This is a genomic window from Microcoleus sp. AS-A8, from assembly GCA_039962225.1.
Taxonomy (GTDB): Bacteria; Cyanobacteriota; Cyanobacteriia; order Cyanobacteriales; family Coleofasciculaceae; genus Allocoleopsis.
Genome location: JAMPKV010000004.1, coordinates 121,956 through 136,661, shown reverse-complemented (window position 1 = coordinate 136,661; position 14,706 = coordinate 121,956). Strand labels below are relative to the sequence as shown.

Genomic DNA, 14,706 nt, shown 5'->3' with positions numbered 1-14,706 from the left:
ACGCTCCGTGTGGGGTTTGGGATATTGAGAACTTTATCCAATCCCTAGTTTGTTCTGATACCTTCATGGTAACCAGCGAATTGAGTTTTGAATCTACTTTGGGAGGGGTGATCCCAGAGCACTGAGATTGAGCACATGACCCCCAGTCACTAAGTAGACGGTGTTAGCAATGATACCTATCTTACGGACTAATTCTCCCAGGCGATCGCGAAATAATCTGCCAATTGGATAGGCGGGCACAACCCCCCAACCTGTCTCCTCTGCCACAAATATCACACAACCGGCTGTTTGTACCAGACTGTCCAATAAATCTTGTAACGTTTTTTCCCAAGTAGCCTCATCCTGTTCCAACAAATTGGCGACCCAAGTTCCAAGAGAATCGACCAAAAGACAGCAACCGCTATCCGAATAGTCTCGTATCGTTGCCGCCAACTCCACGGGCACCAAGCGTGTTGTCCACTCCCCTGGGCGTCGCTGCTGATGCTTTTCAATCCGGGTAAGCCATTCTACATCATCAGGATTAGCGATCGCAGTTGCCACATAAATCACCGCTTGGTCAGTCTGTCTTGCCAAGTCTTCTGCCCACTCACTTTTACCAGACCGCGCTGGCCCTGTTACTAAGATGATCTGACGGGTATTAGTTGTCATCTCAAGTGCGTTGTAATGGCTTCCTTTATCGTCTTGTTGTTGATTGAGAATGGCAAATGGCTGCCAGAGTAAACCTTCCCCTCTCCGTTGAGTAGGTCAATGCAGTTAAAATGACCTCAAAATGAAAAAATTGCAACTCTCAAGATTCATTGGTGCGTTGGCCTCAAGCCAGGGGGCTATGCTGAAATTAAGAAGTTGGTGATTTTCACACAGTGGTAAGAAATAACCATGAAACCAGAACTGCAACGGATCGAGACAGCTTTAAATCAATTGACGCCACCCCGACCGAGTGACAGCCAGAAGACATCTGCTACTGTGGGACACCAAACCGAGCACCTTGGAGAAGGGAATGATCGCCATCCAGACAAGCGTGACCCTTCATTCTCGGTGTCTGTACAGCCTTTCCCTGCCCGCAAGAACTCAATTAAGACGCCAACGCTGCCCAAACTGAAACCCGCTAAAATCAGTGAGCATCGTCACGCGGCTAACCCAGCCTTGGCGATGACGTTGCTCAAAGAGATTCAAGATATTGTCGCTCGTTGGCAAACAGAACTGCAAACAGCCGTGCGGAACATTCAAGACCTTTATCTAGAAGGGCCGATTATTGATGGCTGGTTAGAGTCTCATCCCCGCGAAGCCCAAGAAGAGGCAGGGGCAGTACGCTTAGCACAAGGCGATCGCCTCATGGATTACGTGGCAGAAGTGGTCAATCAACCGGATGACAACGTCACTTATGAAACGCCTCGTACTGGTTATCGCCTGTGTGGACTCGATGGGGATGGTCAGTTTTGGTCGCGACCCTGTCCAGCCGATCAGGTTCCTAGTGTAAGTGTAGCGATCGCTCGGTATCAAAAGATTAAGCAGTTAATCAGCCGTAAAGAAGAATTAGAAACTCGCCTCAGCCAATTGTCGGAAACCTTAGTTGTCCTGCACGGTCATCTCAGTAAGGATTAAGGAACCGATACAAAATTCATACTTTATCGTTATGGCATTGGCCACTTCCAAAATACCTGTTTCTGTTCTAATTCCCGCCAAAAATGAAGAAGCGAACTTACCCGCTTGTTTAGAGAGTTTAAGCCGTGCGGATGAAATCTTTGTTGTCGATTCCCAAAGTAGCGATCGCTCCGTTGAAATTGCCGAACAATACGGTGCAACTGTCGTACAATTTCATTTTGATGGTCGCTGGCCTAAAAAGAAAAACTGGAGTTTAGAAAATCTCCCTTTTCGCCATGAATGGGTACTGATTGTCGATTGTGACGAGCGTATTCCTCCAGAACTTTGGGAGGAAATTGAAGCAGCTATTCAAAATTCTGCTTATGACGGCTACTACCTCAACCGCAAAGTCTTCTTCCTCGGCACCTGGATTCGTCACGGTGGCAGGTATCCCGACTGGAATTTACGCTTGTTTAAGCACAAAAAAGGCCGCTACGAAAATCTCAAAACGGAAGAAATTCGCAATACAGGTGACAACGAAGTTCACGAACACGTCATTTTAGAAGGGGCTTCGGGTTACCTAAAAAATGATATGCTACATATCGACTTTCGAGATATTTATCATTGGTTAGAACGGCATAATCGCTACTCAAACTGGGAAGCCCGTGTCTATCTCAATCTCCTCAATAGTAAAGAGGAATCCGGCACAATTGGTGCCAGTCTTTGGGGAAATGCCGTGCAGCGCAAGCGATTTTTAAAAAAAATATGGGTACGGCTACCTTTTAAACCAACACTGAGGTTTATTTTATTTTATATCATTCAGCTAGGTTTTTTAGATGGAAAAGCTGGGTATATTTATGGACGATTATTAAGTCAATATGAATATCAAATCGGAGTTAAAGTTTACGAGTTACAAAAATTTAGGGGACAACTCAATATTTCCCAAACGTCATCGGTCACGCCAACCCAGTCAATTGAAGGCTGAAGTATCGAATTAGATGTTTGCTTAATTGGGCTTTTCAATGAGAATGCGCCTCGTCTGGCACTACCAGAAATAAAGGCTATCTGGTGTAACTGGTGAACATTACCCAAGCTACCCAAAGCAGCGGCTTCCCGTAAAGGATTCGATGCTCGACGGGCAATCGTTAGCACCAATCATTTATTGTTATATTAAGCCCGGTTGATGATTTTGTGTAACGTATCGTATTTTTTGTCCTAGTTCTTAACGTAAAGTGACTTCCTAAAGGCCGGAAGAGGTGAATACAATTAGTGGTGGGGCTTATGATAAATAAAGTTCTAGTATAGCCTCATCCCTAATTACTCCTACAAACGGTCTTCTATGCCGACCTACCCTGGTATTTCCAGCGAAGCCTTCAAACACCCCCTTGATCAACAAGCTGAACAAGCCTTACGCAGCGTACCAGGATTTGACCTGGTCGCTCGTAAGTTTGTGGAATTTCTCTACGAGCGGCCTCAGTTAGTTTATCTGATGGGCAACAGCATCCAGGTTGGGCCTCGTCAGTATTCGACTCTCTATCGCTTATTTCGAGAATGCGTTCGGGATTTAGATATACATCCAGAGCCTACCTTATTTGTTGAGCAAAACCGTCAAGTGAATAGCTATGCTTTAGGGCAAGAGCATCCCTATGTTGTGGTGAACACGGGTTTGTTGGACTTGCTGAATGAAGCCGAAATTCGTACCGTTTTAGCTCATGAATTAGGTCACATTAAATGTGGTCACACCATTTTAATTCAAATGGGAATTTGGGCTTTGAATGCCGCCTCTATGTTGAGTGAAGTGACACTTGGCTTCGGTAATCTGATTAGCAGTGGTTTCATCTTTGCCTTTTATGAATGGCGTCGTAAAGCGGAATTATCTGCTGACCGAGCTGCATTACTGGTTATAGATGATCTAAATACCGTGTTGCAGACGATGATGAAAATGGCCGGAGGAAGTTCTCAGTATGGTCACGAATGCAACCTCAATGAATTCATTCGTCAATCTGAAAGCTATCAAGACCTCGATCAGGATGGTCTCAATCAAATCTACAAATTTTTACTCTATAACGGTGGTCAGGGTTCAATGCTAAGTCATCCCTTCCCTGTTGATCGCGTGCGCTACCTACGGGAGTGGGCAATTTCAGAAGAATATCGCCAAATTCGTCAAGGTCATTATCGACGGGTGACGAAAGAAGGAGCTGTTGATGTTGTCTCAACTCCTCCCAACAATGAAGCCGATACTTTGCGACGTCAAATTGAGGAACTCCAACAGGAAATTAATCGCATCAAGTCTCAATCGAAGAATTCATAAAATGTCATAAAGAACTTTCATGATCAGGGACATTCTATCATCCGAGGGTCATCCACCTGAGTCTCGCAGTAGTTTTAAAAAAGTAGGGTTATTGACCCCGCCAACTCAGGAAGTAATCTATCAATTTTTATTGAACCTTGTTCGGCAACAGCCACCTGAAAAAGTATTAGTGGAGTTTAAACATTTATTCTTTGATTATGAGACATCTGAGTGTAATCCAGAGGCAATCCGTGCCCTAACTGAAATTCTGTTATCGAATAATGAAAAAGACTTTTGCCATACTCTAAAACGCTCTTGTTATATTCTTGTTAACAACTGGGATACATCAAGAAACCATAACGCGATCAGAGAATTGGTTGAGCTTTTGGCTGAATTTAAAGTGAGTAAGAAAACTCTCTCTCCTACTCTGAAGCGTTTAAGAGCATGGCTGACCAATTTTATTAATAGCCAAGACTATTATGAACTTAAGTTATTTCTGGCCAAATACGGATACTCGGATAAAGCACACTGGAGTAGTCGTTATACCTCGTATCTCCTAGTACCTCAGTATACTAACCTGGATAATCCTGTCGAACAGCGAGAGGCGGCAAGAACCCTTTCCAAAAAGCTGAAAGACAAGTTTAAGTTTGATTTGGCAATGTATACGGCGCGTTCTGAAGCTCCCCTACCGAAAGATAAAATACCTAAAAACCCTACAGCTCTGGGCGATGAGGTGATTCGCTTTATCAAGATGATTGTGGCAAAACGTGGCACCTTTAGTTATGAAAATTTAGCTAATATTTTTCTTAAGCAAACCCAAGAGCTGAATTACAAAAAATTTAAATATTCCTTGCAAAAATATTTAATTTTTTCGGTAGCTAATAAAGATTTTGTAGAAGTTTTCAATCAAAAACTATCCAGAAAATTAGAAACTCTTTATGAAAAATATCATGAAGAGCGTGTAAATGAAGCGTTGCTCTTAAGAACCAGCAACCGAGTGATTGAATACTTGACAACGGAAGATCAACAGGAACCTTCTGGGCTGTTTGTTTTGCTGCTGTCTCACGGACATCCTCTCACTCTGGTCATTGTCCTCCTAAAAATTATTTTAATTTGTCCCAGCTCTCGAACTCATTTAGAAAACTGTATTGCTAAATTAATTCAATATTACGTAGATTCTCCCGAAACTGAATGTAAATGGGTCGTTAATTTCTTTGAAGTTTTCAACATAACATTGGCAATTCATGCAGATAATGTTCAATACAATTTGCTCAAGATGGAACCGAAAGACTCAAAGGATGAGTCTGAAGCTCCTCTAGACACTTACCGTGTTTTTTCGCAACTGCGAGATTGCACGACTGTAGAAGCCGCTCAGGGAGAAATGCCTATACAAAAAATGTTGCCCCATTCCTCTTTAGAAAAGCCCTAATATTCATCAACAGGGAAGAATTTCTCAACTTCAATTCAGGATGCTCAAAAGCCTTTATTCTCTCACTTTATAGAGTATGCCTTATACGCGATACGCGATCGCACAAAACCCCCGCACCGGCACCCACAACTTCCGCTAAAATACTAACTAAACGAAATAAGGCAACAACACTGAGAATTATTCCTGTGGGAAAATAGGGATTCAGTAGTCCCAGTACCGTTGTCTCAAATACTCCTAAACCGCCTGGGGTAGGAATCACCAAACCCAACACCCATGCCAAACTAAAAGCACTCATTAAGAGTGGAATCTGGTTTGAATTCACGGTAGCCAGGGCGAAAAAAATGACCAAAAACCCCGTCCCCCGTAGCCCCACAAAACCCAGTTCTCCTAACAACGGAATGAAGGGATAGTGTTCCAGTTTAAACCCTTCACTATCGGTCGCTTTTCCCTTTAAACGCCTCAATAACTCAAGCACAGGGTTTAAGACTTTAGGATGAACGGCTAGTAAAATTCCAGTCAAACCGAGAATCTGTAATCCCCAAATTCGAGTATCCCCTTGCATGTCCAACCACCCGAATAGACTGCCTGTTAAAGCAATCACTAAGGCAGCGGCAGCCATCAATAGAGGTTCAAGTAACACACTGATGGTCGCGGCACTCAAGGAACCCCCCGCATCGGTAACCGCCCAAATCCGACCATAGTAGTGCCACACATTGCCAGGTAAATACTTAGCCAGGTTCGTTTTCAGGTAAACCTGAAGAACCCAGCGGTACTGCATCGGCTGCTTGAATGAGCGCAGAATCCAGCTCCATACTAAGCCAGCCCAAGTATGAGCTGCTAAAGTCATCAAAAAAGCCGCAACCAGCATTATCCATCCGGCAGCATCAATCCGAATCGCTGCAACTTCTTGCCAGTGTTCCTTGAATGCCTTTGCCAAAAAAAATAGGGTTCCACCCAGAATCACCCAGCGGAGGTAGGGTTTGAGCCATGACCAGATTTTTTTCATTTTGAAGAAGTCATTTGTCAAGAAATAAGCAGCCTTTCATGCGAACCTTGTCGTCTATCTACAGTTAGAAAATAGCCATTTTTGGAAAACCCTAAGAATGTCTCCTTTGCTAGAGGAAGCCATCCCATCACTATCGCTAATCTTGACAAGCGTAAGGGAAAGATGACGCCGTAACTCCCTGCTACAAAAGAGAGTTGCTATTGGTAGCATTGGCTCAAAAACTTTTGCCATTCTACCTCTATTCTGATGTCTGGGTATAGGATGTCAGCTTTCACAAAAGATACTCAGCTTAATTAAGGCTGACAAGGAGTATTGATTGCATGAAAAAATTAACTGTTTTCTTCAAACAGCTACGATTGAGTCAATTATTGACAGCGTTTTTAGCAACAGTGGTAGTGTTTGTTGGTACCGCTTGCAATAGCGGGACTGTTCAAGGTGCACGCCCCGACAACCCTCCCGTTCAAGCTGGAGGTGCGAATAATCCTTATAAAGGCGGTGGAGACTCTAATACCAACTATAATTTCTCCCCTGACCCGAAGATCAATGGCAAAGCTTCTCAGTCCAAGGGTGACAGAGCTGATTTAGGAATCATCTCCAATCGGTTGATTGCTGTAAGCAATAACGCACAATATCCAGGTGAAGCTGTGATGCAGGGGTCACCCGCCGATGAACAGAAACCGCTCCGGCAGATAGACCTGCAAGATTTTGAAGCACCTGAACCGGGTGGGCAAATTCAGCGCGAGTCAAACATCGGTGAGCGAATTAAAGATCGCTTAAGCGTTGTTAAAGAAACGTTTGGTGAAGCTTCAGACTTTGTCCGCGAGGGTGCAAACGAATCTGCGCAACAAGAAGTATCCGCACCCAAAACGACCAAAGCTAATTTTTAATAATTGGCGTTAAATCAATTACAAGCTTCCTACGGTCATGAGTCTCTTAAGTCGGGCTGGATCTACACTTAAACATTGTATTTTATCAAGCTCCACCCATTGATTACCGTTTGAAAGCATCACTTTGTTAATCTTTTAGGCAAAACCCATCGGAGGAAAACATGAAAAAAGTCATAAATTGGTTAAAAAGTATCCGTGTTGATCGAATCTTAACGGTCTTTCTGGCAGGAGTTCTGCTTTTAGTTAGCACCGCTTGTGGTAGCACTAAGGTATTAGCCAAGACATCGGATGAAGTGAGACAAGAAGTTCCTAGCCGTGCTACAACCAACACCTACAAAGGTGGGATGAATAACTATGAAGATGTCGATGCTAGAAGAGATACCAGTGAAGCCAAAGCCAAGGCTAAAGGTCTGATTGAAAACGCCCAACAAAACATCGACGAAAAGAGCGTTGACAGTCGCGAGCAATATGTAGAAAACTACCGGACTGGTACACCTCTAGGCGAGAGAGTACGGCGGCTTGGCGAAGATATAGGCGAGTCTGCTGAAGAAGTTGCAGAAGGTGCATCCAAGGGCGTTCAGAAAGGTGTTCAAAACATCAAGGAAAATGCCCAGAAAGCTCCTGACTATGTGAAGAAAGCTGGCAAAGAAACTGCAAAGATTGAATTCGAGGAAGCCCAATCTAAGGCCAATAATGGCCTGTAGAGATACAGGGCAAGCAGTGGATAATGTAGCCGTAGCCACTGCTTGCAAAAATATTGGTGATAAAATCCAGTATGCGGCTCAAAGTACGGCTGATACAGTTAAGGGCAAAGTCAACAGAGATATTGGCACAACTCAGCAGGCTTTGGAAGATGCAATTGATTAGAAGCAACTGAGTTTAAATTCCAAAAATCAGAAAATTCACTAACGCCCAGTCAATTGACTGGGTGTTTTAATATCTTTATGTTGCTAGCGAAAAGTGGGTTTCTCTGGAATAGAGAGTAAATAGCTATCTGTAACACAATGAATGTCTTCACTTTGAAACTTTCCTTTTTCAAAGACTCTAGCGCTCATCAAGCTGCGATTTCCGTTAATTATGATGTAAACGTGTCCAGAACTGCTGCCTTTTAAAAGAGTTCCATTTTTAGTAATGGGTGTTCCTTCTGGATAGCTGTTGAGTTCTTCATCAAATATCTCTTTAACGTCACTATAATTAAACCCATAAGCGTCAAAGGTTTTTGAATCGGTAATCCATCTCCGTTCTCCGTCCTGAATCAAAAATACTTCAGGCCCACTACCTTTGACCAACTGAATTAGAGAATGATTGGGGATAAAGTTAGTCGCTTGTTGCTCGCCAATTTCTGGTATACGGTTACGAAGAAGCTCTGCCTTCAAGGAAGATGGGGTTCCGACGATAGAAGAAAGTATCAGCAATGTTACTAAGGGACTAATTTTTCTAATATTCATGCCGTTATCACCTCTGAAGCTCTTAATTCCTTCTTCACTCACGTTAAAAACCATTCCAAAAACATTGAAGGATTGGGATTCAGAACCTCAACTGGCACAAAAAAAATTAATTTATTCCTTGCTCAAGCTGAAAATCAAGGCCTAACGGATGTGTTAGTTGACCAAGTGTCCTAGCAAAGTTTAGAGATGTCCTAAGCCTAGGTCAGTTATCACATAGATGAAGGTGTAGCCTTGGTTAATTGTATTTCTGAATAAAGAAATCACAAAGAACCCCTCTGCTTAGGGGGGGTGAGAAGGTGATCGGAAAATTCTCATAAGAAGCGCTAAATTCCCAAACTTCGGTAAAACGCGCCTTTTACAAAACTTCGAGAGTACCCAGAGGTTGGCTTTTTCAGGTTAAACCCGCATAACCTAATTCTCGTAGCTTAGCTAAAACCTTGGATACGCTCTCTTCTACAGTTTCCAAATCAGTCCTACATTCCACGTCCGGATTGAAGGGGGGTTCATAGGGGTCATCAATCCCGGTAAAGTTTTTAATTTCGCCCGCACGAGCCTTTTTATACAGCCCTTTCACATCCCGTTGTTCGCAAACCTGAAGCGGTGCATTAACATATACTTCCACAAAGTTGCCAATTCGTTCGCGAACTTCTTGCCGAATTTCCCGATAGGGGGATATGGCTGAGACTAATACTGTAACTTGGTTGCGAGTCAATAGACCTGCTACAAAACCAACACGGCGAATGTTTTCGTCCCGGTCTTCTTTGCTAAATCCTAAACCTTTGCATAAGTTCAGACGCACAACATCGCCATCTAAGATTTCCAGCTTTTGCCCATAAGACTTTAGTCGATTTCCCACAGCGCGACTAATGGTTGTCTTGCCTGCACCACTTAAGCCAGTAAACCATACTGTTACACCAGGCTGCTGATACTTGATCAAATCATTTTGACGTTCGGCAACTGTTTCAGTCATTGGCCCAAATTGAAATTTGTCAAGCCAAAGATACTATGCAAATGAGTTTTTGTACAATGGCTTTGACCTGATTTTTAATTAACCTGTAGAGATTGATCAACTTAAAATTTCAATCTATCTCAAGCAAGAGAGAGAGCTACAGTTATTTGGCATTAATCAGCTTCATCTAAAAAAAACCATTTATTCATTGCCCCCTAATTTAGCTGATTTACATATCATTTTTTCCTAAAAATAGAAAAATAGGTCTTAAATACTTTGAATATTTCTAGCAATTTGGATGAGTAAGACAGCCAGCAGATATCCAACCTGTCAAAGCATTTACCAAAAGACACAGACCATAATAGAAGACTTCTTAGCGACTGAATGCTAGAAGTCTTCTATTAATTCACTTGTACATTCACAAATTAAACGTCGCTTTTTCACAAATTAATGTCGAGGGTAGATTAGCTCGTAATCTACATTCTACAAGGGTTTCACTCACTTTCAATCTTAACTTAGGTGAAGGTCAGTATTTAACATTTTATACGTCGCAAGCCTATAGTTTTAACAAGTTATCTGTCGCTTATTGGTTGGGGCTTCAACTTGAATCTTAATCAGACTTCACAAATTGTTTGTCGCATTTTGTGGCAAGCCGGATTATTATTTGGAGAGTATTTAGTACATTAGTTCTACTTGTGGCCTACGGCTCACTCTATTTATGTAGAACCCTCGCGTCACGTATGTAGGTGAAGAATGTCTCAGGATTCACAACCGTTTTTTCCTCCAGAAGATGATTATGATCCAACTGAAATTCAACGAACTAGCGAAAACCCCGCCAAATCTCACAGGCTCCCTAGTGATGAACTAATCACTCCGGAGGTTAGGCTCCGGATGGAGATAATGCAAAGTCTGACCGAGCCATGCGATCGCAAAACTTACGGCATCAGGAAGAGAGAAGCTGCCAAAAAACTGGGAGTGACGCTTCGTAGCATAGAGCGGTTACTCAAAAAATATCAGGAACAAGGGCTGGTAGGACTCACTCAAACCCGCTCGGACAAGGGAAAGCGCCGCATTAGTGCTGACTGGCAAGAGTTCATCGTTAAAACTTACAAGGAGGGTAATCAGGGTAGCAAACGGATGCTCCGGAATCAGGTAGTCCTCAGGGTGAAAGGGAGAGCTAAGCAGCTTGGTCTAAAGCCTGAAGAGTATCCTAGCCATCAGACTGTTTATCGAATTCTGGATGAATACATTGAGGGGAAAGAGCGAAAACGGAATGCACGAAGTCCTGGCTACTCAGGGTCACGGTTAACACACATGACCCGCGATGGGCGAGAACTGGAGGTGGAAGGGAGTAATGATGTTTGGCAGTGCGATCATACTCGTCTCGATATCAGGATAGTGGATGAGTACGGGGTTTTAGACCGCCCGTGGTTAACAGTGATTATCGACTCCTACTCTCGCTGCCTGATCGGTTTTTTCTTGGGATTTTTCGCTCCTAGTTCGCAAATCGATACCCTAGCCTTACATCATGCCATTTTGCCGAAGTCTTACGGTTCCGAATACGGGCTTGGCGACACAGAATTTGGAACATACGGAATACCTAATTACTTTTACACTGACGGTGGTAAAGATTTCCAATCCATTCACATTACAGAGCAAGTAGCAGTTCAGTTAAGTTTTAGTTGTGCCTTAAGAAGAAGACCATCTGACGGCGGCATCGTCGAGCGCTTCTTCAGAACGCTCAATGACCAAGTGTTACGCAATCTACCAGGATATACCGGGTCAAATGTACAAGAGCGTCCAGAAGATGTAGACAAAGATGCTTGTCTACATCTTCTGGAGTTAAAGATTATCCTCGTGCGCTACATCGTCAAAGAGTACAACGCGCATACTGATGCTCGGTCTGAAAACCAAAGTCGGTTTGAGCGTTGGGAAGCTGGGTTGATGATTGAGCCTCTCTTTTACGATGAACTGGATTTAGCGATCGCGTTAATGAAGGCAGAGCGGCGTAGAGTTGGAAAATACGGGACTATTCAATTTGAAAGCCTCACATACCGCGCCGAACACCTGAGAGGTCACGAAGGAAAAGTTGTTGCTCTACGCTACGACCCGGATGATATTACAACCCTCTTCGTCTACCAAGTTCATGAGGACGGCACGGAGCAGTTTCTCGATTATGCCCACGCTCAAGGCTTAGAGGTTGAAAGGCTTTCTCTGAGAGAACATCAGGCAATCAAAAAGAGGCTGCGGGAGGCGAGTGAGGAAATTAATAGTGAAACCATTCAAGCCATGCTTGAGCGGGAGGAATGGACAGAGAAAACTATCAAGCGGAACCGCCAACAGCGCCGAAAAGCGGCTCACGAGCTAGTCAACCCCGTACAGTCCGTTGCTGAGAAATTCGGGATTGTTGAACCCCAAGAAGCTGATTCGGAAGCTGAGGAAGAATTGGAGGCAGAACTACCGAGATATCAAGTCCAGTACATGGACGAACTATTTGAGGACTATTAGGGGGTATCTATGACAACTGCAAAATCAAGCGTTCAGGAATTTGACGATTTTCAAGCTCTGAGTCCCGAAATCCAGGCGGAAATTGAGCGGTTGAGTCGTCCGCCTTATTTGGAACTCGACCATGTCAAACGATGCCATACATGGATGTACGAACTTCTTGTATCGCGGATGACGGGGCTATTGCTTGGAGAATCGCGCAGTGGCAAGACCGTTACCTGTAAAACATTCACTAACCGTTGCAATCAACAGGCAAAAACTAAGGGCAAGCGGGTTATGCCTGTAGTTTATATTCAAGTCCCCAAGAACTGCGGTTCAAGAGATTTATTCATCAAAATTCTCAAAGCACTAGGACATCGAGCCACCAGTGGAACTATCACAGACTTACGCGAACGGACGCTCGACACGCTTGAGTTGTTTCAGGCTCAGATGTTGATTATTGATGAGGCAAATCATTTGAAGCTGGAAACTTTTTCTGACGTGCGGCACATCTACGACGACGATAATCTGGGACTCTCTGTTCTTCTCGTCGGTACTACCAATCGACTGACCAGAGTTGTTGAGCGAGACGAGCAGGTTGAAAATCGTTTTCTGGAACGCTATGAGCTGGATAGGTTAGACGATAAGGAGTTTCAACAAATCGCACGAATTTGGGTGCGAGATGTTCTGGGAATGTCAGAAGCCTCAAATCTGGTCAAAGGCGAAACGCTCAAGCTTTTGAAGAAAACAACCAAAAGACTGATTGGTCGCTTAGACATGATTCTACGCAAGGCAGCGATTCGCTCACTGCTCAAAGGATACAAAACTTTAGACGCAGAAGTGTTGAAACAAGTAGCGAGAACGGTGAAGTAATGGATGAGCTGGAAACACAACTTTGGCTTAATCGAGTTGAACCCTACGAAGGAGAAAGCATCAGTCACTTTCTCGGTCGTTTTCGACGGGCGAAGGGTAATAAATTTTCGGCTCCCTCCGGGTTGGGTAAGGTAGCAGGACTTGGGGCAGTCTTGGTACGGTGGGAAAAGTTCTATTTCAATCCGTTTCCTTCTCGGCAGGAGTTGGAGGCATTGGCAGATGTGGTGATGGTTGATGCTGACAGGTTGGCTCAAATGCTCCAGCCAAAGGGGGTAACGATGAACCCAAGACCGATAAAGTTATGTGGTGCTTGCTATGGGGAGTCACCTTGTCATCGGATTGAGTGGCAATTCAAGGATGCCTATAAGTGCGATCGCCACCAGTTGCGCCTATTACTAAAATGCACTAACTGTAAGAGACCGTTCCCGATTCCTGCATTATGGGTGCAAGGGGAATGTCCACGTTGTTCTCTGCCGTTTGCTACGATGGCTAGGCGTCAGCAGCGCGTTGAGTGAGCGATCGCCCGAACAGCAATTACACTTCGGAGGAATAATATGTTTTCGGAACAATTTCAGGGGCTAAAAGTAGCAGAGTGCAGTAATTATTCTTGGCTGTGTGAGTATACCCGCTTAGATGTTTTGCTGAAGGACACAGACGGTTCGATTGTTGGTCGCCCTTGGCTGACAATCATCATGGATAGCGGCTCTGAGTGTATGATGGGCTTTCATTTAGGCTTTGACCCACCCAGTTTTCAAGTGTTGGCTCTAGCACTACGCCATGCCATTCTGCCTAAACACTATAACCGAGAGTACAACCTTCATAGCGAGTGGGGAACTTATGGCATACCACAACACTTAATTCTTGGAGGTGAAGGTAATATGAAATTCGTTGGCTTAGAGCAAATAGCTACTCAACTAGGCTTGGTTCTACATCAAAACTATCGCTCTCTAAATGCTGGTGTTGTTGAACGTTTCTTGAGAATATCCAACACACACTTTTTCTCAGGGTTGCAAGGATATACAGGGTTAGAGGGAGTGAATTATTGGCAGGCCGACTTGACACAGAGCTGTCTAACACTTCCTTTTTTGGAGCGGTTACTGGTGCGCTACATCGTTGATAACTACAACCAAAGCCTTGATGTTGTACACCGCAACCAAACCCGATTGCAGCGATGGCAAGCCACCTTAATTTCTGCTCCCCGTCTACTGCGGGAAGAGGATTTAGATATTTAGGCTTTACTATGAGAGTAAAAATTACACGATCGCAAGCCTAGTCAAATCAATTAAGATTAGTTTTAGGAGCTTCTCCTACCTAAAGCTTTTAACCCCAATTTACCGTTGCCTTTGATTCCTCGGTAAGGTGTAAGTCTATGCTGAGGTTTATTTGCTGAGCCGGAAATTCTTTTAAGTGTCTAACCGTTAGACAGGTAAGATTACTTGTTACTTCGCTAAGAGGGAGAAAGAAAGCGAGAGCGTTGCGAGTAAAGCGTTCGTCCTCACTCTCATCTCCGGTTGGCGTCTCCCCTTGGGTTGATCGCAGATCGCTATCCTAATCAGATGCTGTCTAACGGTTAGACAGCATAAATTAAGCCTTTGTATGACAATATACGTTATTATTATCTACTCTCTTCAATCATTTTCAAAGTCTAACCGTTAGACAGCGAAAGATAGCATCGCTTTCTTTTTTGTCTAACTTCTCGTTCAAAGCCTGTCCATGTTCTGGTTCAAGTCGTAAAAGTTGAAGCGTCAAGATTACTTTT

General features: G+C 43.8%; 15 protein-coding genes. 11 read left to right on the top strand and 4 right to left on the bottom strand.

The window, feature by feature from the left end; all coding sequences use genetic code 11:
- Positions 1 to 93: 93 nt before the first annotated feature.
- Positions 94 to 648 (bottom strand): bifunctional adenosylcobinamide kinase/adenosylcobinamide-phosphate guanylyltransferase, encoded by a 555-nt coding sequence (gene cobU / locus NDI48_07980; GenBank protein ID MEP0831145.1) that lies wholly within the window; start codon positions 646 to 648, stop codon positions 94 to 96.
- A gap of 228 nt (positions 649 to 876) precedes the next feature.
- Here cobU and NDI48_07975 point away from each other — a divergent pair, with 228 nt between their 5' ends.
- The 4 genes from NDI48_07975 (at position 877) to NDI48_07960 (ending at position 5,300) form a co-directional block, all read left to right on the top strand.
- Positions 877 to 1,602, top strand: a complete 726-nt coding sequence (locus NDI48_07975; protein MEP0831144.1) for a hypothetical protein — start codon at positions 877 to 879, stop codon at positions 1,600 to 1,602.
- Positions 1,603 to 1,633: 31 nt separating this feature from the next.
- Positions 1,634 to 2,566 carry a glycosyltransferase family 2 protein gene (locus NDI48_07970; protein MEP0831143.1) on the top strand — a complete coding sequence of 311 codons (933 nt, stop codon included), beginning with the start codon at positions 1,634 to 1,636 and terminating at the stop codon, positions 2,564 to 2,566.
- 354 nt (positions 2,567 to 2,920) lie between these two features.
- Positions 2,921 to 3,892: a M48 family metallopeptidase gene (locus NDI48_07965; GenBank protein MEP0831142.1), complete on the top strand. Its 972-nt coding sequence runs from the start codon at positions 2,921 to 2,923 to the stop codon at positions 3,890 to 3,892.
- A gap of 169 nt (positions 3,893 to 4,061) precedes the next feature.
- On the top strand, positions 4,062 to 5,300 hold the full coding sequence (locus NDI48_07960) for a hypothetical protein (protein MEP0831141.1): 1,239 nt from the start codon (positions 4,062 to 4,064) through the stop codon (positions 5,298 to 5,300).
- A 67-nt stretch (positions 5,301 to 5,367) separates the two neighbouring features.
- Here the strand turns inward: NDI48_07960 and NDI48_07955 are convergent, their stop codons facing one another.
- Positions 5,368 to 6,306, bottom strand: a complete 939-nt coding sequence (locus tag NDI48_07955; protein MEP0831140.1) for a YbhN family protein — start codon at positions 6,304 to 6,306, stop codon at positions 5,368 to 5,370.
- A gap of 320 nt (positions 6,307 to 6,626) precedes the next feature.
- Here NDI48_07955 and NDI48_07950 point away from each other — a divergent pair, with 320 nt between their 5' ends.
- The 3 genes from NDI48_07950 to NDI48_07940 all read left to right on the top strand — a co-directional run bounded on the left by NDI48_07950 (position 6,627) and on the right by NDI48_07940 (position 8,060).
- Positions 6,627 to 7,193 (top strand): hypothetical protein, encoded by a 567-nt coding sequence (locus tag NDI48_07950; GenBank protein MEP0831139.1) that lies wholly within the window; start codon positions 6,627 to 6,629, stop codon positions 7,191 to 7,193.
- 161 nt (positions 7,194 to 7,354) lie between these two features.
- A complete protein-coding gene (locus NDI48_07945; GenBank protein MEP0831138.1) occupies positions 7,355 to 7,897 on the top strand; it encodes a hypothetical protein in 543 nt (180 codons plus the stop codon).
- Complete coding sequence (locus tag NDI48_07940; protein ID MEP0831137.1) at positions 7,887 to 8,060, top strand: hypothetical protein; 174 nt, start codon at positions 7,887 to 7,889, stop codon at positions 8,058 to 8,060. The genes NDI48_07945 and NDI48_07940 overlap by 11 nt, the downstream gene beginning before the upstream one ends.
- Positions 8,061 to 8,143: 83 nt before the next feature.
- Here the strand turns inward: NDI48_07940 and NDI48_07935 are convergent, their stop codons facing one another.
- Complete coding sequence (locus NDI48_07935) at positions 8,144 to 8,683, bottom strand: hypothetical protein (protein MEP0831136.1); 540 nt, start codon at positions 8,681 to 8,683, stop codon at positions 8,144 to 8,146.
- Positions 8,684 to 9,032: 349 nt separating this feature from the next.
- Entirely contained in the window at positions 9,033 to 9,611 is a 579-nt protein-coding gene (cysC, locus tag NDI48_07930; protein ID MEP0831135.1) for an adenylyl-sulfate kinase, read from the bottom strand.
- A gap of 732 nt (positions 9,612 to 10,343) precedes the next feature.
- Between cysC and NDI48_07925 the strand changes: the two genes are divergently transcribed.
- Genes NDI48_07925 through NDI48_07910 form a run of 4 tightly spaced genes read left to right on the top strand, consistent with a single transcriptional unit; the run spans position 10,344 to position 14,179 of the window.
- Complete coding sequence (locus tag NDI48_07925) at positions 10,344 to 12,098, top strand: Mu transposase C-terminal domain-containing protein (protein MEP0831134.1); 1,755 nt, start codon at positions 10,344 to 10,346, stop codon at positions 12,096 to 12,098.
- Positions 12,099 to 12,107: 9 nt separating this feature from the next.
- A complete protein-coding gene (locus NDI48_07920) occupies positions 12,108 to 12,947 on the top strand; it encodes a TniB family NTP-binding protein (protein MEP0831133.1) in 840 nt (279 codons plus the stop codon).
- Positions 12,947 to 13,462, top strand: a complete 516-nt coding sequence (locus NDI48_07915) for a TniQ family protein (protein ID MEP0831132.1) — start codon at positions 12,947 to 12,949, stop codon at positions 13,460 to 13,462. Before NDI48_07920 ends, NDI48_07915 begins: the two co-directional genes overlap by 1 nt.
- Before the next feature lie 39 nt (positions 13,463 to 13,501).
- Entirely contained in the window at positions 13,502 to 14,179 is a 678-nt protein-coding gene (locus tag NDI48_07910) for a hypothetical protein (GenBank protein ID MEP0831131.1), read from the top strand.
- The last annotated feature ends 527 nt before the right edge of the window (positions 14,180 to 14,706 follow it).